Consider the following 24355-nt stretch of genomic DNA (forward strand, 5'->3'; position numbering starts at 1 on the left):
CGGCGAGTTACCCGGACGCGCCGGGCTCTTGTGACTGGCTCGTCGTGCCCTCCGCGAACACGGCTGCGATCTCGGCCGCGTTCAGGCTGCCCGCCTCGGTCAGGGCGTCGGCCAGCCGCAGCAGGCTCGCCCGGTCTGCCGCGATCCTGCGGGTCGCCAGATCGAACGCCGCCTCCAGCCGGGCATGGACGGCTTCGCTCAGAGGGCCATCGTTCAGAAGCAGCAGTTCCGCCGCCTCCATGGAGCGGTGCAGCAGCGGCAGCGACGACCCGAAGCCCAGCTCAATCTCCATCGACAGGGCGAGCCGGGTGGCATTGGCGAGATCGCTCGTCGCCGATCCGCCGGATCCGGCGGTGACGTCGCCGAACACGACGGCCTCGGCAGCGCGTCCGCCGAGCTGGGCGGCGATCAACGCCATGACCCAGTCCGGAGATTGCACGATGTCCATGTCAAGCATCGCCTCGGCGTAGCCGCCGCCGGAATCCTCGATCGTCAGGGCGACTTCGGTGCCGAGCTTCAGGGCGCGCCGAACGAGGGCATGACCTGCCTCGTGTACGGCCATGCGGTATCGCACGTCCCGGGATCGTCGGACGCGGCGGTGGGCAAGCCCGGCATCGAGATCGGCGTAGGTGAGCCTGCGACCTTGCCGCCGCGCATGACTGCGGGCCTCGCGCACCAGCCGCTCGATATCGGCGCCGCTGAGGCCAACGGCGCGGCGCGCCAGATTGTCGAGAGCACTCGTTACGGTGTGCGATGCGCCCGGGGCGGTCGCGACAACCGCGTCGCAATCTTCGCCGAGGTGGTGGGCCAGGATCCCGATCAGCGCGGCACGGTCGGGCATGGGGATGGTGATCTGGCGTTCCCAGCGACCGGACCGCTTCAAGGCCTCATCCATCGCCTCCGGCCTGTTCGTTGCGCCGACGATGATGACACCTTCGGATTTGGCCGCGCCGTCCAACAGCTCCAGCATCTTGTTGACCAGCGCATTCCAGTAGTCGGCATGGCTACGGTTCTGGGGTTGCCGTTTGCCGATGCCGTCGCACTCGTCGATGAACAGGATACACGGGGCGTAGCGCCGGGCCTCGCTGAAGGCTGCGTTCATCTGCTTGATGACATCGCCGAGATAGCTGGCCTCCAGCCAGGTCGAGACCGAGGTCACGTGCAGTCGCAATTCGAGGCTGTTGCACAGCGCCCGGGCGAAGGTGGTTTTGCCCGTTCCGGGCGGCCCCGACAGCAGCAGGCGCGAGGAGAGCTGGTCCCATGGCAGGGTGCCCGCACGCCAGAGATCGAGATCGGCCTTGAGATCCAGTGCCCAGCCCTGTGCTGCACCGTAGCCGGACAGCGTCTCGACGCGGAGACGCTGCGGTCCGCCCGATGACTGCGGTTGGATGATTTCCGATGCAGGGGAAACGGAGGCGGTCCGCTTGCTGGTGCGATGCCGATTCCCGCTGCTCGCCGACAGACTGGTTGGCGGGCGGTCCCAATCGCGATCGCCCTGGGACCTGCTGCTCCATGGGCCTGACGTTGCTGCACCCGACTTGTCGTCTTCGGCTTCGTCATCGCGCCTGGCCAGATGCGTCAGCACGGCGATCATCCGGGCGATCGGCACGCCGGGCCGGATCGCCAATGACAGATCACCAAGCGACAGGCGCGCCGGATCGAGAGATGCGGCCGCGATCGCCGACTGCACATCGGCCTCATCGTGTCCGGTGATCAGCGCTGCCGTTCTGGCAATGATCGGCGCGTCGAGGCGTCCAGCATCCAGCACCCGGTCGGCGGCCAGCGTCAGCAACGGCGGAATCCGATCCGTTTCCGCGATCACCAGAAGGGGATGTCCGGCCCGGGCCGTGTGGGCGATCCGGTCGCGCAGGACTGTCTCGTCCTCGCTCTCCTGACCTGCATTGTCGGTCTCGCAGAGCATCGACACGATCCGCCAGTGGATATCTGCTGCATCGGTAAAACGCACATGGCCGACCGGACGGATGTATTCGATCTCGACGGTCTGGGCCCGGCCGGGAAGGACGGCGCCCGCTTCCAGAAGGCGCTTCGCCGAGTCGACAAAGCCTCGGGTGTCGGCGCGGAGAATGACGACGGACGTCTCGAGATCGAGCAGATCGCCGAGGGTGCCGACATCGATCCCGCTTTGTTGCAGCCCCTGTTCGATCATAAGGAGCGTGGCGACGCTTTCGGCGATCGCGTGCGCACCGCTGGCCGCGGCGACCGCAAGAGAGGGAGTCGTCGAAACGTGTTTGCGCGACCTGCGCTGCTGCTTGCCCCCGGCCATCAGACCGTTCCTTCGCAAGAGTGCCGTCCGCCATCCTCCGCGACAAGGCCCTTGCCCTGTAACCAGTCCAGCACGAGGCGGCAGGTGGGGTCTCCGGCATCAGCGTGGCGGGCGAGGGTCTCGACGAGGATGGCGGGGTAGCTGTGGCGGGGACGGTCGCCGGGGCGGGCGCTCGTCCTGGCGACGTATCGCTCGTGCTGGCGGGCGGTCCAGAGCGACAGGCCGACCAGCAGGGCCGTGTCCTCCCGCTCAACGGTCTCCTTCGTGGGAGGGGCGGGCAGGAAGCTCGCCTGCTGTGAGGACATCTGTTTATCGGGCGACTGCTGGATCGAGGAGTTCGGCGTGAACGGCTGGTGCATGGACATGGCTTTCCCGTGCGCCGCGCCAACTCTGCGGCTGCGGCGTAGTTGAATCAGAGGATGGATGCGGAGACGGCAGCCGGGATCGGGTCAGCGATCCGGCGTGGCTACGGCCGGATCAGGCGCCGAGGCGGCCCTTGGCGAAGCCGAAGCGGATGCTGCGCGGTATGGGCGGGGACGCTGATCGGAAATTTTTTCCGATCATGTCGCCGGAGGCGACATGCGCGCACGCCGGGCCGAAGCCGTCAGCGTCATCAGATTTGAAGGCCGAGCAGGGGTCGAAGGCGTCGGGCCCGGGTTCTAAATGACCGAGGCTTGACCACTGCGCGTGCAGGGAAGGGGCCCGATCAATGCCGACCAGCCTCTGGGCTTCGGCGACCAGCAGCATGCGGATCGCCGCGCCAAATCGGCGGCGCAATTCAGTCATCGCCTCGGCTGCGCCATCGATCTCCAGCAGGTCGTCGATCTCGTCCATTGCCCAGATGCCGTTCGCCTGGTCGCTGGGTGCGCTCGCTCCGTCGACGATCGCGATGCCGACTGTGTCGACCGACAACCGTTTGTGCTCCTTGTAGAGCCAGTCCGGCAGGATCAGCGAGGTCGCAAGCATCCGGGTCTTCAGTTCGGCCAGGCGGTGGGTGTCGAGATAGGACGCGACCGAGCGCTTCACGTCGAGGATGACGGCGCTGCGATAACGGCGGTTCACCACCACGAGGTCAGGCGTATAGGTCACCCGGGTTCTGGCGTCGGCGTCGAAGCTCAACCCTTGCAGGGTGCCGCTGCGGTTGTAGGCGATGGCTTCCAGCGCCGCCGGTGTCACCGGCAACCGCAGCGACTGCCACAAAACGACGAGGTCCGGATTGCGCTGACCGATCGCGATGATCGCCTGCTCAAGCAGCTTGCCCTCGTGGAAAGAAACCGACCGGATCAGCGAGGCAAGGCCGATGAAGTCGCCAAGGATTGCGTCCGGCGACGGCGTGCTGGTGGCGACGGCGGTGACCGCCCTTCCGATCAGTGCGTCGAGGTCGGTTTCGATTTCCGCGAACCGGACGCGGCAGGAATAGCGTGCCTGCTTGGCATCAGCCGCAGCAGCACCCTTCGAAGAACGAAGCATGGAGAATCCCTTCGGGTGGGAGACGATCAGCGCGAACCGGGACAGCAGCCGGGAACGTCCGGGCGCGAGCCGGAACGGCTGGCGCACGGCGCATGACGGTGACGATGAGGGCAATGGCTCATCGCGTCTGTCTGTGGTCGGTGATCGTCAGGAATGGAAACGGAACGGGTGCTGCGCTTCAGGCGCGGACCACCTGCGACCGACGCATCGGTGCGTGGTGCGATCTCCACGGGCATATCAGCCGCGCGTTTGCCGTTTCTCGTTCTTTCCTCGAAGAGACGAAGCGTTTATGGCTCGTCATAGCCCAAGACCTCTCATACAGGTTGCGGGTCAGGCCCTCGTTCGGTGTGCAACCACCAGCGAGGGCCGTCTCGTGTCAGCTCGGGGTGATCCCAAGCCCGAAATGGAAACTGAGCCCTTCAACCTCCGATCGCAAGGCGCCGGCGATGCCTCGACGCCGGAATGGTTAACGAGGAGCTCGCAACTGCTGCAAATATAAGATTGCGCTGCCGGATCTTGTTTGAGCGGAACAGCACGGCGGCAACGAACTCATCGCTTACCGCCATGACCCGAGTTGAATGACGCGGCGCCTAAGCAAGGGGGAGGGAACTCCTAGCCTTCGACCTAGAATATTGCCGTCAGCAATCGCCCGAACGGTAGACCTCGACGCTCTGAGATCGCCGAAACGGAAATCTGTTCCGATCTGATGTAGCTGGGCTATCCGGCCTACTGCGTCACATGTTGCGCCTCGAGGGAGGAATGTCGACGAGCGGTCCCGCGCCCAACGTGCCACGCTTCCCCATGTTCGACCGGTTTCGACCCATTCCAGCCGTCGCATACTCGCACCGCGACGTCTGCTCGAGGAGCAGATGCCGTCGCTATTTCATGACTCGACCGGAGGAACAACTGACGAGGTTTTGCGAGGAAATCGGATGTCAAGAGCTCGCTCGATCAATCGCCAATTGTCTTCGCTGGGTGGATGACGGGCGATGGAGATCAGGTTCTTAATGGAATCTCGGATGTCATTCTTGGTCGGGGCTACTGGATCGACAGCATCGGCCTCGAATCGTGCATACGGATAGAGCGCGTTAGTGCTGAAGTGTAGATGTCCAAGATCTCCTAAAAGTATCTCTTGCATACCGCCTCTAAGGTTTCCGGTAGTTGAACTGTATCGAGACGTGAATACCTGAAATTCTGCGATAAACGTCTGAATACGCTGAAAAACTTCACTGTTCAACGTCGGGGCAGAAGACATGAGATCTGTCAGCGAATGGTCCGGAGTTTCAACGGGCGACAAAGATCCATCTATAACAGGGATTACGCACCTTTTATAAAATTTTGTCAGCGATGCCAGGGCTGGCACAAGCTTGATGCGGGCGCTCGCTTCTTCTTTACGGCGGACACGTTCTAGCTCACGTTGCTGAATCTGGATCTGCCTCCACAATAGGTATGCGCCGATGCCTGCGGGCAAACCGGCCAGAATGGCGGCTACAAGAGTCTGCCAGTCGAAAAGGAGGTTGATCCAGTAGGTGTCGAACTTGGGCTCAGGCTTCACGAGCTCGAACGCAGCGGAATACAATTTTCTGAAGAAGTCGAGCATCCGATTAGTCGCGTGAGTTGATTTCTTCAGCGACGCCGATTAACCCCTGGTTGCGAACGGTAAGGGGTTGAGGATGGCTGGAGATAGTTTCGGTTTGCGGGTTCGGTTTAGCGGCGGCGACGCTGATAAGCAAATGCTCGATGCATATGACGGGTCCACATCCTTACATGGCTTCGCCCAAGCGCTTCAGATTGCGACGAACGCATATATCAATCAGGACGTAACAAACTACGCGACGGCTCTGAAGAATGCAAAAGTCTTCATGCGCCCGGCGCGACAAGGCAGTTTCATAACTGACTTCACTACCGTCATCACCCGCAAGCCTAAAGGAGTGACGGTCAACGCTCAGACGTTCTACGACTTCATCACGTTTGCTTTCAATCAAGCAGTGGGACGGACACCTGCTGCGCCAAAGACTGCCTATGTCGACGGGTTAATTGGCCCTGAGAAGCCTTTCTTTGATGACTTAACGGAAAACTTGGAAGGCAGCTTACAAAGAGCTCACCGGGTTATATCCGAGGGCGGCGTAACCGAGGTTTCGGTTCAAAGACCTCGAGGGGAACAGCTTGTCGAATTCGATCTTGAGACAAGTCTCTGGGTGAACACGATGTCGACCAGCGCATTTCCTCAATCTTTCACAGGAAATATTACGCGCTTTAATTCCGTCTCTCCTAATGGCCGAGCGTTCATTGACGAGTTTGGCAGAATCGTTCCCTTCAAGCGTGGTGGAGATTTTCCTGAAGATAAACGCGGATTATTAAGTTGGTCACTTCACGGGAGTAATCTCGACACGAAAAAGAAGCTCGAACTTGTGGCGAGAGAAGTGAAATCGTCAAACGGTGTCGTAAAGCGACTTGTGGTTTCTGACTGTGCTCGTATCGAGGAATGACCTGAGCTAGGCATCCCCGAATCAGATTTGGTGGTGGAGGATGCCTATACGGTGACAGGCGTTCCAGGCCACGTTGGCAGATCTGTTGTCAAAGTCGATAACCGACAATAGCTCGCGATGATCCACCCCGTTGACACAACGATCGCTCCTTACGGCTCCGAGTCGTGACTTTGTCGGCGCAAAGCAGTCGCCGACGACTAGAGCACATCCGGCTTAATCCGGTTCATATCCGGCAGCGGCGAAGTAGTTGGCGCATTCGTCTGGCTTGAAGAGCGGGATGACGGCGCCGACTGCATCCCACAGCCCGTCGACTGTCCTTTCGGCCTTCGATCTCGTCAGTACCTTGAGCTTGGAGAAGGCCATTTCGATCGTGTTGAAGTCCGGACTATAGGGCGGCAGAAAGCGCAACTCGGCGCCGGCTTGCTCGATCGCAAGACGGACACCCTCCGCCTTGTGCGCCGGCAGATTGTCCATGATCACGACGTCGCCGGGCAAGAGCGTCGGCACGAGGACCTGTTCGACATAGGCCCGGAAGGCGATGCCGTTCATGGCGCCATCGAGGACCATCGGCGCGGTCATGCCGGTCAGGCGAAGGGCGCCGGTGAAGGTGGTCGTCTTCCAGTGGCCGTGAGGAACCCCGGCCCGGCAGCGTTCACCGCGAGGAGCCCGTCCACGCAGGCGGGCCATTTTGGTAGAAAGCCCGGTCTCGTCGATGAAGACAAGCTTGGCCGGATCGAGACCGAGCTGGTCATCGAACCACGCCTGGCGCCGCTTCAGGAGGTCGGCGCGCTCCTGCTCCAATGCATGTGCGGTCTTTTTTTGAACGTCCAACCACGGCGGCGGAGCCAGACGCTCAATGCGCTGCGGCCGATCCGGACACTCGCCTCCGCATCGAGACGGCTCACCATCTCATCGAGCGTGATGTCCTTCTGCTCTTCGATCATCCCGAAGCTGACGGCCTTGTGCGGATCGAGGGTCGACCCACGCCGCCAGCCCTGCGGCCGGGCCGTTCGCTCGCCGATCCTGGCTCTCCCGATCCACCGGATCGCCGTCGATATGCCGATCCCGAACCGGGCGGCCACCTGGCGTGCAGACATTCCGTCCGACGACGCGTTCAGTACTCGTGACCGCAGATCCTCGCTCAATGCTCTGGCCATCATCCACCTCCATCGAAATGGAATTTGAATCAGACACCGCTCCAACCGTCACTTCACATCCGATTCATCAATCGAAGGACGTGCTCTAGTGGTCCGCCTGACCGCTTCCCACCCGGTCGAGCCGATCGCGCCGAGGATGGGAACGTCCGGAAGCGGTCGGATGGCGATCGACCCATTGCGGTCGTGCCTGCGCGACCTTGCGGATTCCGGATGGGGACGTATGTTCCACTGCTACTACAGCAGTGATGCGCCCATCTCGGCCATTTGAGTGGCTGCCAGTTCATCCCGAAAGCTGCGGTTCGCTGGAACGGGCGTGGACTATCAGCCGGGCTGGATTTTGCCGACCGCGTCGTTGAGGTTATCGTTCCTCGCTACGGTCAGGGGAAATCCGGTCAGATTGAAAATCTCCGAAAGGAGTTCGACGCGCACCGCAGGTTGATCATCACTCGTCGCATTTCGAAAGGTGAAAAGTCCTTTGATCGCCGGCAGGACCGAGATCGCCATGCCCTCTATCTGAACATCGGTTGAGTTGATTTCCATCGCCTGGAAGATCGCGCCCAGCGCCGCTGCCAGCTTGCCGCGCAGAAGCACACTTTCGTCGATGCTGCGCCCGGGCGCAGCGTAGCGTAGCGCGCGAACGAGTTCGGGATATGCGGTCGCGATTTGCGCCGGCGGCAGTGCGGCAAGGCGTTCGGCCTCGGCGCTCGCACGAGCGGGTTTGCCGGCCCCGGTCGAGGTGTCAGCGAAGTAATTCTCGATAGCGCCGTGGCGGAGGAAAAAGCAACCGAGCTTCTCGAGACCGTCAAGCAGCACGCCATAGCGGGTGGCCAACGCCGCCATCTTTTCACCGAGATCACCGGTAAACGCTGAAGGTTGGGTGAGCAGTTGAGCCATTGCGCACCGCCGACGCCTTATATCCGGATCCTGCTTGTCCGACCAGTAAGGATACGCTGCGATCGCCGCATCAAGTGCGACGCCATTCGTCGCGATTAGCCCCGCAAGTTCGGACCGCAGCTTGCCATCGAGGTCGATGAGCGAAGGATGACCGCTGGCGTTGGCGATCACGCTCGCCTCGTCAGCGCTGCTGAACTCGTTCACCAAACTGTTGTCGTCCACAAGGGCGTCGAGATCAGCGAGCACAGCGACCCGCATGCCGATCTCGGTGAAGAGCTTCCTTGCCTCGCGGAATTCGCCCTTGCCGAGCGCGGGGAGGATCTGGGTGTTGCGCGCCTCGATCTTCATGCCGAGGCGATGGGAGGTCCGCGCCGCGACGACCTCGTCGCTTGGTCCTTCGACCAAGAGGATGTGTTCGGCAAACAGCGCCTGCCGGTGGGATAGGCTGGTGCGTGCGACGAAATTGGCGAGCTTTGAGGATTGAAGCAGCCCGTTGGCGGGATCGATTTGGCGGCAATCGGCGTCGCCACCGAAGAACACGATGCTGGGAAGGTCGGCGAGCGAGTGGAGAGGCAGGAACGAAGGCGAGTGTGTTGAAATCACGATCCGCTTCTTGCCCTTTTGAGCCCAGTCACCGGCGACTGATACCATCTCTTCGAAGATGAACGCCTGGAGCTGCGGATGGAGCGAGATTTCGGGCTCGTCGACAATAAGAGTGCCGATCGTGTCGTCGTAGATTGCGGCTAGGAGCGAAACGAGCTGAGTAATGCCGCTCGCTTCGAGCCCGGATTGATAGCGCGCGTTGTTGGACATGGCGGTAAACGACACTGCGAGTCCTTGCTGAATCCACTGAAAGTCTATCCCGCGATCAAAGAGCTGTTGCAGCCGAGTTTCGACCTTTATTCGCAAATCGGGACGGTGATCGAGATTCATCAGGTCGCCCGCGACGCTCTCAATCTGATGCCAACTGGAGCGGTAGCTGACGTGTCCGTAATATGCCTCGCCATCGATCGAACCGACACCGGGAGAATCGATTGCGGCGCGGAAGCGCTCGATAGGGCCGGTACGCCCCGCTGGGAGGAAGCGGACATGGGCGGCTTCCGCACCGCGATTGCGAAGTGCTCGTTGGATGGACCGCAGGGCCCGGGTCTTACCGCTGCCGTTGGGTCCTACGAGGGTGGTGATGCCGGGGCGGATCGTGACCGTACCGCCAGGCTTCCCGGATATGACGTCGAGCGGAATCGCAATGTCGGTCGTCGGAGCAGCAGCGGCAGCGGTGGAAGGGAGGTGTAGTGCGGGATCGTCGGACACGAGAACCTTTTGGGATCGAAGTTGGCTTTCGGCACATGTTGCAGCGACGCCGTACGAGCACAATGAGTCCATGGCGAAATGGCAGCTTTCGCAATCCGCCGCTCGAAGCCAGACGGTCAGTTTTCCACCCATTACAGTCGAAAAAAAACGTTATGCCTCCGGCGAAGGATACTGGGGTCGGCGGTATTTTCCCTAGGTCCCATTGGTAACCGAGTAGGCGGGAAGCTTGGCAATCTCTCTGAGCAGCACTTCCGGTTCATGGTCACCATAGAGGTCGCCCTCGGTTTTGAATGCATGCCCCTGCATGTACGTCACCGTTCCTGGATCGAGGTCGTGTCGACGCGCAAGAGTTTTGAAGCGATGACGCCAAGCGTGGTTCGGCTGCAACACGGGGTCGGTGATGCCGATCGAGCGGACCCAGGACGCAATGCGTTCCCCCACTTTCTTATATTGCGGGTTCTCGACAGACCCACCTCTCATTCGCGAAGGGTCGTAGAATAACGGTCCGCTACCCTGACCACTGACGAAGTCGAGGAAACCTTGCTCGATCAGATGAGGGTGGATGGCGACATATCGCGAGCGCTCGTTCTTTGTCGTACCCGCGTCGGGCGTGATGAAGATGAGAGGAATGCCTCGCGTTTCGATCACATCCTGTTTGCGCAGTTGTCCGATCTCGCCGACCCGCGCACCCGTATAGGCACAGAGCCACGGCAACCATCGGCGCGCGGATGCGTACTTTGGAGTAATCCGCCCCTCAGGCGCTAGCAGCGCGGCGCTGAGGATGCGATTGGCCTCGTCGTCTGTGTAGCCGAGCGAGCGGATGGGGGCCTTCTTCTTTTGCGTAACCGCGACTTCGGTCAGCGGGCTCTCCTTGATCCTGTCGTTCTTTTTGGCCCATGTGCACGTCGCGCGCAGTGCCGCGAGATAGCCATTGTTCACAGTGCCTGCCGACAATCCTCTGTTCAGGAGGGCGTCCTTCCACGCGAGACACCAAGTCTTGTCGATGGTCCTGATATCAGGATGTTCCCGTGCAATACTGCGAATGATACGTCGCCACGCTTTGAGGGTTGTTGGAGCCAACCCTTGCTCCTTGGCGTACGCTTCGAAAACGGCCGACAACGAGTAGCGGTCGGCGGATTCAGTGACGGGTGATGTTTGAGGGATCGCAGGCTCGATGGGAGCCAATTCCGGGAAGCGCGTAGCGTCCGGGTCCGGGCGGTAGTCGCCGCCAGCCATCCGGTCCAGATGCTCGCGCGCCTGAACGATGGCTTGGCCTACGGCGGTGTGGATTGCCTGCTTGGCATCCTCCGATACAATCATGCCTCTGGCGCTGAGGAATGCTTCTACGCGGTCCATATAATAGGACGACCGCACACGCTCCAGGATGCCGCGCATGAGCGCCTCATCGCCTGCGAACGACATGCGCACCTTTTTCGGCGTGAACAGTGCCTGGTCGGTCACCAGATCGCCTCGCCAGCCAGTCCGGTCCTGTGGATTGTCAGCGTATGTGGCCACGATTTCGCGATAGATCTCGCCAGCGATCGCGACCGCTTGGCGGTGGCTTACGGGCTGCACCCCACGTCGAAGCGACGCCCATTGCAACTCGATCTCCGCGGCGACCCGAGTGAATTCGACACGCGCTGCGGCGGGATCACGCGTGCGAAGCGACAGTCTGACTTCGGTCTTGCCGACGAGCGGCCGAAGGTCGCCCGGAACCTTTCGCCGATACCAGAAAATGCCCGAATCCGGGTGACGCCAAGGAGCAACCATTCGCAATCCCATGTGTACCGTCCTGGTGTACCAGTGCGGCGGTTGCGAAACCTTGAACGGCTGGAAGCCGTGTGTCGTATGGGCTTGAATTGGTTGGTGGCGGAGAGGAAGGGATTCGAACCCTCGATACGGTCTCCCGTATACTCCCTTAGCAGGGGAGCGCCTTCGACCACTCGGCCACCTCTCCAGTTGCGCGGATTACCCGTCGTGGCACGTGCTTGCAAGGGCGTGGACGAGAAAACTCGTGGGGAATCGCCGTCTTCGCCAATTTCGTTCGTTCTCGGACATGGGCGACGTGTGGTGGCGTGCCTTCGCACCGGGCTGCGCAGACGAACCGCAGCGCGGTTCGCTTGTGACCGGGTCGGGGCTTCGCTAAAGATCACAGGGAGTTGTCCCCGGGGTTCAGCGGCCGTGCGATCGGGGCGGCGGCAATGGTGTGATCATGCAGAAAAAAGCTTTCGGAATCGTCCTCGTCTGTCTCGTGCTCCTGGCGGCGATCGTCGCCGGCTACTGGGACATGCTGAGCAGTGAAAAGCTGCGGGTGGCGCAACGCGGCGATCCGGCCGAGGTGACGGATGGGGTCGCCGGTAAGGACGCTGGCAGCGAGACGGCGGATGCCGGGCCAGTCCCGGACGATTCGACGGAAATGGCCGCGACCGATTCCGAAGCGGATGCAGGGACTGCGTCGCCCGGTGCAGACGTTGCGGACGAACCGTCGGTCACCGAAGGAGACGCGACCGCTTCGGCAACGTCCGATGTCGCGCCGGCCGTCGCGGGGAACGAAGAGGCTGGGCAAGACACCGAGGCGCAGCGACAGCCGGAGACGGCACAGGCGCAGACGGAGGTCGCGACTGCGGGCGAGGGGGATCAGGGATCTGTCGAGGATCCCTCGGTTTCCACCGAAGCCGGTGCGGTCGCGGGTTCGGATGTCACGACCGACGCAGCTTCCACGCCGTCGGCCATTGATGATGCCGGCGATTCGGACGCGAGCGCTGCGGGGACTGTCGCGGATGCGTCTGCGAATGTGGGCGAGGCCGGTGCTGGCAGTACGGGCGCTGGCGACGATGCGGGTGGAACGGAGCCTCCTGAGGGCACCGCATCCGACGGCCAGAATCGAACGGTCGCAGGGGCGAGCGAGAGCGGTTCGGCGCAGAATGGCGACGCGGCCTCGACCCCGACAGCCGGTGCGGACGTTGCCGATGTTTCGGAGACGCCTGGCGCCGGTCGTACGGAGGACGGGGCAAGCGGCGATCCGGTGACGGCCGCCAATGAGACCGGCGACGCTGAGAATCCTGCGTCTGCCGAATCGGTCGACGCTGCCGCTGCCGCGAATGCCGGCGATCGTGACGAGGGGCGCGCCGACGGCGACGCTGCTGCAGCTTCCCAAGCGCCGCGCTTCGATCTGCTGCGGGTCGAGCCCGATGGTTCCACCGTCATTGCCGGGCGGGCGCCGGCCGACAGCAGCATCGCGCTGATGTCGGACAAGACGGTGCTCGGCGGCGATACGGCCGGGATCGGCGGCGATTTCGCGGTGGTGCTCGATGCTCCGCTCCCGCCGGGCGATCATGCGATCACCATTCGCGCGACGTTACCGGACGGTAGCGTCACGCGCTCGCAGGAAACCGCGATCGTCAGCGTTCCGCCGCGCGACCGCCCGGGCGAACTGCTGGCGATGGTCGAGGCGCCGAATGCGCCGACCCGGCTCATCGAGATGCCGGCCGCCGGTGGTGATGCCGCAGCGCCTGGCGCGGCTTCTGAAGCAGCGCAGCCGGCTCTGCCGGCGGAGGCGGGGTCGCCGTCCGAGGCCGAGAAGCCTGAGCCGGCGGATGCGGCCAGCGCATCTCCCACGCCGAGCGAGACGGCTGCACGTCTGCCCGCAGAGGGCGCGTCCGCACCTGCGGACACGGCCGCGGAGGGTACCCCGTCGGTGGCGGTCCCGGCGGAGGGTTCCGCGGACAGTGCCGCCAGCACGTCGGACGAAACGGATGTGACGGCGAGCGATGCGCCGGTGCAGCCGGGCGGCGCCGTGATGCTGCCGCGCGACAGGAGTGCCGACGCCGTGCCGTCGAGCCCGTCCACGGTGCCGCTGCTGCGGGTCGAGGCGGTGGAGGTCGAGGGTTCGCAGGTCTATATCGCCGGCGCCGCCGAGCGCGGGGCGCGGGTGCGGGTCTATGTCGACAATGTCTTCCTGGCCGAGGACGAGGCCGGCTTCGGCGATCGGTTCCTGGTCACCGGCGACACCGGCATGAGCGTCGGCGAGCATCTGGTGCGCGCCGACCAGATTTCGCCGGACGGCCGCGTCGTGGCCCGCGCCGAGGTGCCGTTCACGCGCCCCGAGGGCGCGACCGCCGCGGCCGTGGCGCCGGCGCAAGATCGCGCGCCGCAGGAGAAAGCGTCGCAGGACAGTTCGGCTTCGAACGCGGCCGGGAGCAATGAAGAGGCTTCGTCGGCAAGCGTACCGGACGCGTCGTCGATGGCGAATGCCGAGAATGCGAGCCGGGCGACGGATAGTGCCGGGCTGGTGGATACGAGCGAGACCTCTCCCGAGGCCGGGACCGAGAAATCCGGTCGAGTGACGGTTGCGGACGCCAATGAGACTGCTGCCGGTACGCCGGATGCAGCCGCGCCGGCTCTGGCCGAACCCGCGGCGGGCGGGCCGGGCGACAGCAGCGAGGCCGGGCGCGACGCCACTGGTCAGGAAACCGGCGCCGCCGCCGATGCCGCGTCGGGCGCAACGGGCGAGTCCGGTGGTTCTTCGTCGACAGTCGTGGCGTCCGAGGCTCCCGAGCGTGCGGTCGTTGCCACCAGTCCGGAGCAGGCCGACGCCCAGAGGCCACGGACTGATCCGGCGGGTAGCAGCGCGGGTGACCAGCCCTTGACCGGATCCGCGGCCGATGGCGATGAGGCCGACGTCCCGGTCAACCGGCAGCCGGCGCTCGCCAATGCGGATGGGCGCGTGATCATCCGCAAGGGCGATACGCTGTGGGAGATTTCGCGGCGGACCTATGGTGAGGGCCAACGCTACACGGTCATCTACCTTGCCAATGGCGACCAGATCCGCGATCCGGACCTGATCTATCCGGCGCAGGTCTTCCGCCTGCCGGAGACGCCGGCGGACGGCGATGCCGGCGAAGGCGACGACGCCGGTGCCATCGAGGCGACGGGCGAAGGTGAAGGCTGATCGCGCCGCGACGCGCAGGGCGGCGCAAGGCCGCAAGATGCGCGGCGTCGTTGTATTCGGCCGGGCGGTGATCTAGACGCGGGCGGACACAGACCAGACGTCGACGGCGCGGCGGGACAGCCCGGCGCGCCGCTTCGTTGGAAAGGATCGACGTGGCGTCAGACCCCGGTAAACGCGTGTCCGGCGATAGCGGCCGGACCTTCGAGACGCTGGCCAATCTGTGGCCCTATATGTGGCCGTCGGAGCGCCCGGACCTGCGGATGCGCGTCGCCTATGCGACGATCTTCCTCGTCCTTGCCAAGCTTTTGACCGTCCTCGTCCCGTATTTCTACAAATGGGCGACCGACGCCCTCGACGGCGCGGATACGGCGACGGAATGGCTGCCGCTGGCGCTGACCGGCGCGATCACGCTCGTCGTCTCCTACAATGTCGCGCGGATTATCTCGGTCGGGCTCAACCAGTTGCGCGACGCCCTGTTCGCGCGGGTCGGCCAGCATGCCGTGCGGCGGCTCGCTTACCGCACCTTCGTGCACATGCACCGCCTGTCCCTGCGCTTCCATCTGGAACGGCGCACCGGCGGCCTGTCGCGGATCATCGAGCGCGGCACCAAGGGCATCGAGGCGATCGTCCGCTTCACCATTCTCAACACGCTGCCGACGATCCTGGAATTCGCGCTGGTCGCGATCATCTTCGGCTTCGCCTACGGCCTGTCCTATCTCGCGGTCATCGCGGCGACGGTCTGGCTCTATGGCTGGTTCACCATCAAGGCCAGCGACTGGCGGATCGCGATCCGCCGCGACATGAACGATTCCGACACCGACGCCAACACCAAGGCGATCGACTCGCTGCTGAACTTCGAGACCGTCAAATATTTCGGCAATGAGGGCATGGAGGCAGAGCGCTTCGACCATTCGATGGCGCGCTACGAGACGGCCGCGACCCGTATCTGGACCTCGCTCGGCTGGCTGAATTTCGGCCAGGGCGTGATCTTCGGCGTCGGCATGGCAATCGCCATGGTGATGTCGGCGCTGGAAGTGCGGGCCGGCACCCAGACGCTGGGCGACTTCGTCTTCATCAACGCCATGCTGATGCAGCTCTCGGTGCCGCTGAACTTCATCGGCTTCGTTTATCGGGAAATCCGGCAGGGGCTCACCGACATCGAGGCGATGTTCGGCCTGCTCGAGGTCGATGCGGAGGTGAAGGATCCGGCCGGCGCGCCGGCGCTGACCGTCACCGAGGGCGCGATCCGCTTCGAGGACGTGCGCTTCGGCTACGATCCGGCGCGCGAGATCCTGAAGGGCATTTCCTTCGAGGTGCCGCCGGGCAAGTCGGTGGCGATCGTCGGACCGTCGGGCGCCGGCAAGTCGACGATCTCGCGACTGCTGTTCCGCTTCTACGACGTGAAGTCCGGCCGCATCCTGATCGACGGCCAGGACATTGCCAAGGTGCAGCAGGCGTCGGTGCGCGGCGCCATCGGCATCGTCCCGCAGGATACGGTGCTGTTCAACGACACCGTTCTCTACAATATCCGCTACGGCCGGATCACGGCCACAGAGGAAGAGGTGCTGCGGGCGGCCGAACTGGCGCAGATCGCCGGCTTCATCCGCGAACTGCCGGAGGGCTTCAACTCCATGGTGGGCGAGCGCGGCCTGAAGCTGTCGGGCGGCGAGAAGCAGCGTGTCGCCATCGCCCGGACCATCCTGAAGGCGCCGCCGATCCTCGTCCTGGACGAGGCGACCTCGGCGCTGGACACCCATACCGAGCAGGAAATCCAGACGGCGCTCGATCTCGTCTCGCGGGAGCGCACGACGCTGACGATCGCCCACCGCCTGTCGACGATCATCGACTGCGACGAGATCATCGTCCTGAAGGCCGGGGAGATCGTCGAACGCGGTTCCCATCGCGAACTGCTTGAAAATGCGGGGCTCTACGCCGAAATGTGGGCGATGCAGCGCGAGGCCAGCGAGGCCGAGGAAGCCCTGCGGCGCGCCCGCGAGGCGGACGAGTTCGGGATCGTCGATCGCCGGCGCACGCCGGAGACGTGATATCGGTTCTCGTAAGTGGCGCAGAGGAACCGTCTTTGCTTTGCCGCCATTGCCCCTTATCCGACCGGCAGGCGCAGCCGCGTCGCCAGTTTTGAAGGAACCAGACAGCCAGTGACCATCTTCACCTCGATCCGCAACGCGCTCGTGCCGATCCACCGGGCGGGATATCCGTTAATTGCGGGCTTCTTCGTCGTCTCGCTGGTCCTCGGCTTCCTGTGGGAGCCGTTGTTCTGGGCCGGCCTCGTCCTGACCGCATGGTGCGCCTATTTCTTCCGCGATCCCGAGCGCGTCACGCCGGTCGCGGAGCATCTGGTGATCAGCCCGGCCGATGGCCATGTCTCGCTGGTCGGCCACGTCATGCCGCCGGCGGAGCTCGACCTCGGCACCGAGCCGATGCTGCGCATCTCGGTGTTCATGAACGTCTTCGACTGCCACGTGAACCGCGCGCCGATGCGCGGCCGGGTGCGGCTGATCTCCTATCGCGAGGGTGAGTTCCGCAATGCCGAACTCGACAAGGCCAGCGAGGTCAACGAGCGCTCCTCGATGGTGATCGAGGGACCGCGCGGGGAGATCGGCGTGGTGCAGATCGCCGGGCTGGTCGCCCGCCGCATCATCTGCTGGTCGAATGTCGAGGACCGGATCGAGGCCGGCGAGCGCTTCGGCCTGATCCGCTTCGGCTCGCGCCTCGACGTCTATCTGCCGGACGGCTTCGTGCCGCGGGTGGCCGAGGGCCAGCGGGCCGTGGCCGGTGAGACGATCATCGCCGAGTTCGGCGAGAACCTGAAGACGTGGCCGTCGAGGCGCGACTGATGGCGATCGAGTCGCCGTTTCCGCCCTTCGATCCGGGCAAGCCGGACGCCGAGGACGACAAGGTTCGCCGGCGCATCCCGTTCCGGCATATCGTGCCCAACCTCATCACCATCCTGGCGATCTGCGCCGGGATGACCGGCATCCGGCTGGCCTTCGAGGGCCGGTTCGAACTGGCCGTCGGCATGGTGCTCGGTGCGGCGCTGCTCGACGGTATCGACGGGCGCGTGGCGCGTCTCCTCAAGGGGCAGAGCCGGTTCGGCGCCGAGATGGATTCGCTTGCCGACATCGTCAATTTCGGCGTGGCGCCGGGGCTCGTGCTCTATGCCTACATGCTGCACGATGCCGGTTCGCTCGGCTGGATCGCGGCGCTGCTCTACGCCAGTGCCAGCGCGCTGCGGCTGGCCCGCTTCAACACCATGCTCGACGATCCCAAGCGGCCGAAATGGCAGTCGGCCTTCTTCGTCGGCGTGCCGGCGCCGGCGGGGGCGGGAATGGCGATGTTCCCGATCTATCTGAGTCTCGCGGGCTTCGAATCCGGCCTGCCGGAGGTTACCGCGGTCGTCGCCTCGGTCTATCTGGTCTTCATCGGGCTTCTGATGGCCAGCCGCATTCCGACCTGGTCGGGCAAGGGCGCCGGCATCCGGGTGCGGCGTGACTACGCCATCCCGATCATGCTGGCGGTCGTCTGCTATATCGCGGTTCTGTTGAGCTTCTTCTGGGCGACGGCGACGCTGACGGTGCTGGTCTATGGCGCGTCGATCTTCTTCTCGGTCCGCGCCTATCGGCAGCGGCAGAGCCGCGAAGCCGGACGCAGCATGTCCGGCATGTCGCTTTAGGGCGACCCTCAGGCGGGGTCGCGATAATCCAGAAAGCGATCCTGCCGCACGTCGAACAGCTTGCCCGTCGCGGTCACGTCGGCGAAGGCGAGGGGCACGATCTTGGCCGCGACCTCGCGCGGGGTCGGCAGGGTCTTGGCGTCCTCGCCCGGCATGGCCAGTGCGCGCATGGCGGTGCGGGTGGCGCCCGGATTGACCGAGTTGACGCGCAGCGGCAGGTTCTCGGTCTCGTTGGCCCAGGACTTCACCAGCGCCTCGCAGGCGGCCTTGGTGGCCGCGTAGAGCGACCAGTAGGCCTTGGCCGAATGCGCTGCGCCCGACGACATGATGATGGCGCGCCCTGCATCGGACTTGCGCAGCAGCGGGTCGGTGGTCCGGATCAGCCGCCAGGTGGCGTTGACGTTCACCGTCATCGTCTTGTCGAAGACCTTCGCCTCGATGTGGCCGATGGGCGCGAGGACGCCCAGGAGGCCGGCATTGGCCACCAGCACGTCGAGCTTGCCCCAGCGCTCGTGGATTGCCCCACCGAGACGGTCGATGCCGCCCATGTCGGTCAGGTCCAGCGGCACCAGGGTGGCCGAGCTGCCCAGTGCCTTGATCTCATCATCGAGTTCCTCGAGACCGCCCACCGTGCGCGCGACCGCGATCACATGCGCGCCCTCGGCGGCGAGGCCCTTGGCGATCTGGTAGCCGATGCCGCGCGAGGCGCCGGTGACCAGTGCGACGCGATCTTGAAGCTGCTTTGTCATCTGCTGTCTGCCGGTAGAATGGATATGGTCTGGGGTCTCAGCCGGCGCCGCCGAGCAGCGTCAGGGGACGGACGTTCTCGACGCCCTCCTGATCGGTCAGCGAGGTCGGATAGTCGCCGGTGAAACAGGCGTCGCAGAATTGCGGGGCCATCTTGTTGCGCGACGGCTCGTCGGTGGCCCGGTAGAGCCCGTCGATCGACAGGAAGGCGAGGGAATCGACCTTGATGAAGTCGGCCATCTCCTCGACCGTCATGCGCGAGGCGAGCAGCTTGGCCTTTTCCGGCGTGTCGACGCCGTAGAAGCAGCTGGCACGGGTCGGCGGCGAGGCGATGCGCATGTGCACCTCGGTCGCGCCGGCCTCGCGGACCATCTGGACGATCTTCTGGCTGGTCGTGCCGCGCACGATCGAATCGTCGACGAGGATGACCCGCTTGCCCTCCAGCATGCGCCGGTTGGCGTTGTGCTTGAGCTTCACGCCCATGTGGCGGATCGAATCCGTCGGCTGGATGAAGGTCCGGCCGACATAGTGATTGCGAATGATGCCGAGCTCGAAGGGCAGGTTGGATTCCTGCGCGTAGCCGATTGCCGCCGGAACGCCCGAATCGGGAACCGGCACGACGAGATCAGCCTCGGGATGGCTCTCGCGGGCCAGTTCGCCGCCGATCTTCTTGCGGATCTCGTAGACGTTGCGGCCTTCGACGGTGGAATCGGGCCGGGCGAAATAGACATATTCGAAGATGCAGAAGCGGGCGCGCCGCGCCTGGAACGGGAAGATGCTCTCGATGCCGTCGTCGCTGATGACGACCATCTCGCCGGGCTCGATGTCGCGCACGAAATCCGCGCCGATGATGTCGAGGGCGCAGGTCTCGGACGCCAGGATCGGCGAGCCTTCGAGATCGCCGAGAACCAGCGGGCGAATGCCCAGCGGGTCACGCACGCCGACCATCTTCTTCGACGACAGGCCGACCAGCGAGAAGGCGCCTTCGAGCCGCGTCAGCGCGTCGACGAGCTTTTCCACGAACAGCCGGGCGGCGCTGGTGGCCACCAGATGCAGGATCGTCTCGGTGTCGGAGGTGGAGGAGAAGATCGAGCCGCGGCGCTGCAATTCGCGCTGCACGGTCATGGCGTTGGTGATGTTGCCGTTGTGGGCAACGGCGAAACCGCCGGCCGACAATTCGGCAAAGAAGGGCTGGACGTTGCGCAGGCCGCCGCCGCCGGTGGTGGCGTAGCGGGTGTGGCCGATGGCCGAGGAACCGGGCAGGCGCTCGAGGACCGCCTGCTTGGTGAAGGTATCGCCGATCAGCCCGGCGTGGCGCTCGACATGGAACTGGCTCCCGTCGAAGGAGACGATGCCGGCCGCCTCCTGGCCCCGGTGCTGCAAAGCATGCAGGCCGAGCGTGGTCAGTGCGGCCGCATCGGTCCGTTTGAAAATGCCGAAAACGCCGCACTCTTCGTGCAGCGAGTCATCGCCGAAAGGCGTGTCATCCATCGATTTTATCCGCCGTTTGCCGTTGTCGGTCGGCCGTCCGTTAGATGCCCCACCCTATACGCGCTTATGTCGTCGCATGCGAGGCGGTGAGCGAAGAGATCATGCCGCGGCCGCAACGCCGGCTAGTTCGCCGGCTGCGCGGGAGTGTCGGTGCCTTCGATGACACCTTCGATCGAGGTCGGCTCGCCGGGCGTCGCCGTGCCCTCGGGAACGCCATCCGCATCCTGCGGTCCGCGGATGCTGTCGAGGATGACCTCTTCCGGGTTGTCGGGCAGGGCGGCCACGAGCTGCTGGCCGAGGTTGTCGAGGAACGGCTTGGAGCGCGCGCCGGCGATCCAGTCCGGCTGGTTCTCGGGGGCAAGCCAGTTGAAGAACAGCATCGCCACGACGACGAGGAGCAGGCCGCGCACGGCGCCGAAGATGAAGCCGAGCGTGCGGTCGAGCGCACCGATGCGGCTGTCGATGATGAAGTCGGCGATGCGCAGGGTGATGAAGGAGACGATGATCAGGACGACCAGGAAGATCGCTGCGGCGGCCGCCACCATGGCGACGGTGTCGGAGGCTATGTACTCGGCGGCATAGGGGGTCAGCGGCTTGTAGAAGAAGAAGGCCGCAGCCGCCGCGACAAGCCATGAGACGACCGACAGGATCTCCCGCGAGAAGCCGCGGACCATGGCGAGCAGCGCCGAGACCAGCATGATCGCGAAGAGAATCGCATCGAGAAGCGTGACGGTCATGAAGGATGGCCCCGTAGGCATATGGATCGTGCGGGCGGGCGCGGGATCGTCCGGGCTGCCCCGCTCGCCCACGCTGTAGCGCTTTTCATGACAGTTTTACACTAGGGACTTGCCGGAAAATCAAGCCTCGCTCCCATTGCCGCCCGCCGCGACCCGCGCGACGAGATCGGGCAGGGCCTCGATCTCATTGGCAACCATGTCGCGGGTGCGCGGCAGGTCGGGGCTGCCCGACGGCAGGACGGCCTGCCGGAAGCCCAGCTTTTCCGCCTCCTTCAGCCGCTGCGCCGCCTGGCCAACCGGGCGCACCGAGCCGGACAGGCTGATCTCGCCGAAATAGACGCAATCGGCGGGCAGGGGCGCGCCGCTGAGCGAGGAGACCAGCGCCGCGGCCACGGCCAGATCGGCCGCCGGCTCGGAAATGCGGAAACCGCCGGCGACGTTGAGATAGACGTCGTGCTGACCGAGCCGCACGCCGCAATGAGCTTCCAGCACCGCCAGCACCATGGCCAGCCGCGGCTGGTCCCAGCCGAGGACGGCACGCCGCGGCGTGCCGAGGGCCGAGGGGGCGACGAGGGCCTGGATCTCGACGAGGACCGGCCGGGTGCCTTCCATGCCGGCGAAGACGGCGGCGCCGGCGGCCTTCTCGTTGCGCTCGCCGAGGAACAGCTCGGACGGGTTCTGCACCTCGCGCAGGCCGAGATCGCCCATCTCGAAGACGCCGATCTCGTCGGTGGGACCGAAGCGGTTCTTGACAGTGCGCAGGATGCGGTAGTGATGCCCGCCTTCACCTTCGAAATAGAGGACGGCATCGACCATGTGCTCGACCACCCGCGGGCCCGCGATCTGGCCTTCCTTGGTGACATGGCCGACGAGGATGACGGCGGCGCCGCTGGCCTTGGCGAAGCGGATCATCGCCTGCACGCCGACCCGCACCTGGGTCACCGTGCCCGGCGCGGATTCGGCGAGGTCGCTCCATAGGGTCTGGATCGAATCAATGATGACGAGGTCGGGACGGCGCGCCTCGGCGAGGGTCGCGAGAATGTCCTCGACATTGGTCTCGGCCATGAGCTGAACGTCGGTATCGGCCGCGTTGAGCCGCTGGGCGCGCAGCCGCACCTGCGCCACCGCTTCCTCGCCCGAGACATAGACGACGCTGTGCCCGCGCCGCGACAGGGCGGCTGCGGTCTGCATCAGGAGCGTCGACTTGCCGATGCCGGGATCGCCGCCGATCAGGAGAGCCGAGCCGCGCACGATGCCGCCGCCGGTCGCCCGGTCGAGCTCGTCGATGCCGGAGACAATGCGCGGCGCCTCTTCGAGTTCGCCGGACAGCGGCAGCAGCGCCGAGGGCGTGCCCTTGCGGCGACCGCGCTGGGGTCCGCCGCCGATGCCGCCGGAGGCGTTCTCCTCGACGACGGTGTTCCATTCGCCGCAGGATTCGCACTTGCCCTGCCAGCGCGTATAGACCGCGCCGCAGCTCTGGCAGATGAAGGAAGGTTTCGCTTTGGCCATGGCGCCTTCTTGGTTTCCACGCGCCCGTCAGTCAAGAACAAAACAAAAACAAGCCTGCGGTCGGCCCAGCATCGAGAGGCGATTTCAGGAGCTGCGCGCTATCGTTAGGCCGGCAAGGGTTCGGCAATCTCGCGATGCGATGATCGTGGCCGCAACCTGAGCGCGAGGCGACGATGCTGATCATCGGTTTCTATCTCGTGGCGGTGAATATCGCCGCCTACTGGGCGTTCGTGTTCGACAAGACGAAGGCGCGGGCCGGAGTGCGGCGCACGCCGGAAAGCACGCTGCTGCGCTACGCGCTGATGGGCGGCAGCCTCGGGGCCATCGCGGCGCAGCAGATCATCCGCCACAAGACCCGCAAGGAACCGTTCCGCACGCAGCTCTGGGCGATCGCGGCCATGCAGGTGCTCCTGATCGTGGGGTTCGGCATGGCGGTTCTCGTGCTGGGGGCCGATACGGTGCAGCAGTGGATCGTGGGGCAGGTCGGCTAGAACCAGCGGCGCTCGACCCTCGGACCGAGGCCGGTCAGCAATTCATAGGCGATCGTCCCGGCCGCACTGGCCACCGCGTCGATCGACAGGTTCGGGCCGAAGAACTCGGCCCGGTCGCCGGGCGCGAGCGCGTCATCCGGGACATCGGTGACATCGAGAAGGGTCAGATCCATCGAGACGCGTCCCAGCACGGGCACGCGCTGCCCGGCGACGAAGGCCTGCGGTCCGGGACGCACGTCGCGCACGGCCACCCCGGCGCCCGAGGCGGCGCGGTGATAACCATCGGCATAGCCGAGGCCGACCGTCGCAATCCGCGTCTCACGTGTGAGCGGTGCGGCGGCGCCATAGCCGGCGGCCTCGCCGGCAGTGGCGGTGCGGACCTGCAGGATGGCGGCGGTGAGGCGCGCGACCGGCCGCAGGACGCCGCGCGAAGCCGGCCCCGCCTCGCCGCCGTAAAGGGTGATGCCGGGACGGGTGAGGTCGAAGCCGAATTCGCTGCCGAGAAACACCGCGGCGGAATTGGCGAGCGAACGTGGCACGCCAGGAAACAGCCCGGCCAGTTCCAGGAACCGGGCATGCTGCCGGGCGCTCTGGTCCGTCGGCTCGTCGGCCGAGGCCAGGTGGCTCATCACCAGAGCCAGATCGAGTGCGCCGGATGCGGCGAGGCTAGCTGCGGCTTCGGCGTCGGCGCGGTCGAGCCCCAGCCGGTTCATGCCGGTTTCGAGCTGGATCGCCGCCGGCGCGCGCCGTCGGGCGGCCTTCAGACCGTCACGCCAGACCGCGATGTCGCCGGGCGTCGAGAGGACCGGGATCAGACCGGTCTCGAGATGCAGGGGGACGCTGGCGGGTTCGAGCCCCTGCAGGACGAAGATGCGCGAAGGCGCGGTACCGTCATTCGGGCGCGCCAATCCATCAAGCGCTGCCCGCACGATCCGGCCTTCCTCGGCCCAGGCGACGAAGAAGTCGCGGCAGCCGGCGGCGTGGAGCGTGCGGGCGGTCTCGGCAGCGCCGAGGCCGTAGCCGTCGGCCTTGACCGCGGCGCCGGTGCGCGCGCCGGGATTGCGTGCGGCTAGCAGGGTCCAGTTGGCGGCGAGCGCTGCGCGGTCGATCTCGACCACGGGCATGCGCCCGAA

At 64.9% G+C, this 24355-nt stretch carries 18 protein-coding genes and 1 tRNA gene; 6 read left to right on the forward strand and 13 right to left on the reverse strand.

All coding sequences use genetic code 11. The features are described from left to right. Nucleotides 1-7: 7 nt before the first annotated feature. From H536_RS23265 to H536_RS24370, 4 genes are all read right to left on the reverse strand, one after another. Nucleotides 8-2284, reverse strand: coding sequence for an AAA family ATPase (locus H536_RS23265; RefSeq protein ID WP_024350481.1), 2277 nt, complete (start codon nt 2282-2284; stop codon nt 8-10). Further along, the gene (locus H536_RS0110755; RefSeq protein ID WP_155898463.1) at nt 2284-2589 is read right to left on the reverse strand and encodes a hypothetical protein; all 306 of its coding nucleotides are present in this window, start codon (nt 2587-2589) and stop codon (nt 2284-2286) included. Before H536_RS0110755 ends, H536_RS23265 begins: the two co-directional genes overlap by 1 nt. A 172-nt stretch (nt 2590-2761) precedes the next feature. After that, complete coding sequence (locus tag H536_RS0110760) at nt 2762-3841, reverse strand: hypothetical protein (RefSeq protein ID WP_051141576.1); 1080 nt, start codon at nt 3839-3841, stop codon at nt 2762-2764. Between the two features lie 796 nt (nt 3842-4637). Continuing rightward, nucleotides 4638-5354, reverse strand: coding sequence for a hypothetical protein (locus H536_RS24370; protein WP_155898464.1), 717 nt, complete (start codon nt 5352-5354; stop codon nt 4638-4640). A 73-nt stretch (nt 5355-5427) separates the two neighbouring features. On the opposite strand from H536_RS24370, the gene H536_RS24375 reads away from it, so the two are divergent. Then, the gene (locus H536_RS24375; RefSeq protein ID WP_155898465.1) at nt 5428-6243 is read left to right on the forward strand and encodes a DUF7946 domain-containing protein; all 816 of its coding nucleotides are present in this window, start codon (nt 5428-5430) and stop codon (nt 6241-6243) included. A gap of 213 nt (nt 6244-6456) precedes the next feature. On the opposite strand, the gene H536_RS23735 is transcribed toward H536_RS24375, so the two are convergent. From H536_RS23735 to H536_RS0110785, 4 genes are all read right to left on the reverse strand, one after another. Then, a protein-coding gene (locus tag H536_RS23735; RefSeq protein ID WP_192844229.1) for an IS630 family transposase occupies nt 6457-7400 on the reverse strand; the annotation gives its coding sequence in 2 pieces (ribosomal slippage) (nt 6457-7064 and nt 7064-7400; 945 coding nt in all). 321 nt (nt 7401-7721) lie between these two features. After that, a complete protein-coding gene (locus tag H536_RS0110775; protein WP_024350486.1) occupies nt 7722-9605 on the reverse strand; it encodes an ATP-dependent nuclease in 1884 nt (627 codons plus the stop codon). Between the two features lie 192 nt (nt 9606-9797). Beyond that, on the reverse strand, nt 9798-11387 hold the full coding sequence (locus H536_RS0110780; protein ID WP_060576905.1) for a site-specific integrase: 1590 nt from the start codon (nt 11385-11387) through the stop codon (nt 9798-9800). Nucleotides 11388-11472: 85 nt separating this feature from the next. Then, nucleotides 11473-11562, reverse strand: a tRNA-Ser gene (locus H536_RS0110785). A 255-nt stretch (nt 11563-11817) separates the two neighbouring features. Here H536_RS0110785 and H536_RS25135 point away from each other — a divergent pair. The 4 genes from H536_RS25135 (at nt 11818) to H536_RS0110805 (ending at nt 18247) form a co-directional block, all read left to right on the forward strand. Beyond that, entirely contained in the window at nt 11818-14556 is a 2739-nt protein-coding gene (locus H536_RS25135) for a LysM peptidoglycan-binding domain-containing protein (RefSeq protein WP_060576902.1), read from the forward strand. Nucleotides 14557-14786: 230 nt separating this feature from the next. Continuing rightward, complete coding sequence (locus H536_RS0110795; protein WP_228241137.1) at nt 14787-16601, forward strand: ABCB family ABC transporter ATP-binding protein/permease; 1815 nt, start codon at nt 14787-14789, stop codon at nt 16599-16601. A gap of 111 nt (nt 16602-16712) precedes the next feature. Then, nucleotides 16713-17411, forward strand: a complete 699-nt coding sequence (locus H536_RS0110800) for a phosphatidylserine decarboxylase (protein ID WP_024350490.1) — start codon at nt 16713-16715, stop codon at nt 17409-17411. A 5-nt stretch (nt 17412-17416) separates the two neighbouring features. Next, on the forward strand, nt 17417-18247 hold the full coding sequence (locus tag H536_RS0110805; protein WP_024350491.1) for a CDP-alcohol phosphatidyltransferase family protein: 831 nt from the start codon (nt 17417-17419) through the stop codon (nt 18245-18247). Between the two features lie 8 nt (nt 18248-18255). Here the strand turns inward: H536_RS0110805 and H536_RS0110810 are convergent, their stop codons facing one another. The 4 genes from H536_RS0110810 to radA form a co-directional block, all read right to left on the reverse strand. After that, a complete protein-coding gene (locus tag H536_RS0110810) occupies nt 18256-18996 on the reverse strand; it encodes an SDR family NAD(P)-dependent oxidoreductase (protein WP_024350492.1) in 741 nt (246 codons plus the stop codon). Nucleotides 18997-19033: 37 nt separating this feature from the next. Further along, complete coding sequence (gene purF, locus H536_RS0110815; RefSeq protein ID WP_009209368.1) at nt 19034-20485, reverse strand: amidophosphoribosyltransferase; 1452 nt, start codon at nt 20483-20485, stop codon at nt 19034-19036. Between the two features lie 122 nt (nt 20486-20607). After that, on the reverse strand, nt 20608-21222 hold the full coding sequence (locus H536_RS0110820) for a CvpA family protein (RefSeq protein ID WP_009209369.1): 615 nt from the start codon (nt 21220-21222) through the stop codon (nt 20608-20610). Between the two features lie 120 nt (nt 21223-21342). Continuing rightward, entirely contained in the window at nt 21343-22731 is a 1389-nt protein-coding gene (gene radA, locus H536_RS0110825) for a DNA repair protein RadA (protein WP_024350493.1), read from the reverse strand. A gap of 173 nt (nt 22732-22904) precedes the next feature. Here radA and H536_RS0110830 point away from each other — a divergent pair, with 173 nt between their 5' ends. After that, on the forward strand, nt 22905-23222 hold the full coding sequence (locus H536_RS0110830; RefSeq protein WP_024350494.1) for a DUF1294 domain-containing protein: 318 nt from the start codon (nt 22905-22907) through the stop codon (nt 23220-23222). On the opposite strand, the gene alr is transcribed toward H536_RS0110830, so the two are convergent. Beyond that, entirely contained in the window at nt 23219-24346 is a 1128-nt protein-coding gene (gene alr / locus H536_RS0110835; RefSeq protein WP_244495425.1) for an alanine racemase, read from the reverse strand. The genes H536_RS0110830 and alr overlap by 4 nt on opposite strands. Nucleotides 24347-24355 lie beyond the last annotated feature (9 nt).

This window comes from Aurantimonas coralicida DSM 14790 (assembly GCF_000421645.1).
Lineage (GTDB): Bacteria > Pseudomonadota > Alphaproteobacteria > Rhizobiales > Rhizobiaceae > Aurantimonas > Aurantimonas coralicida.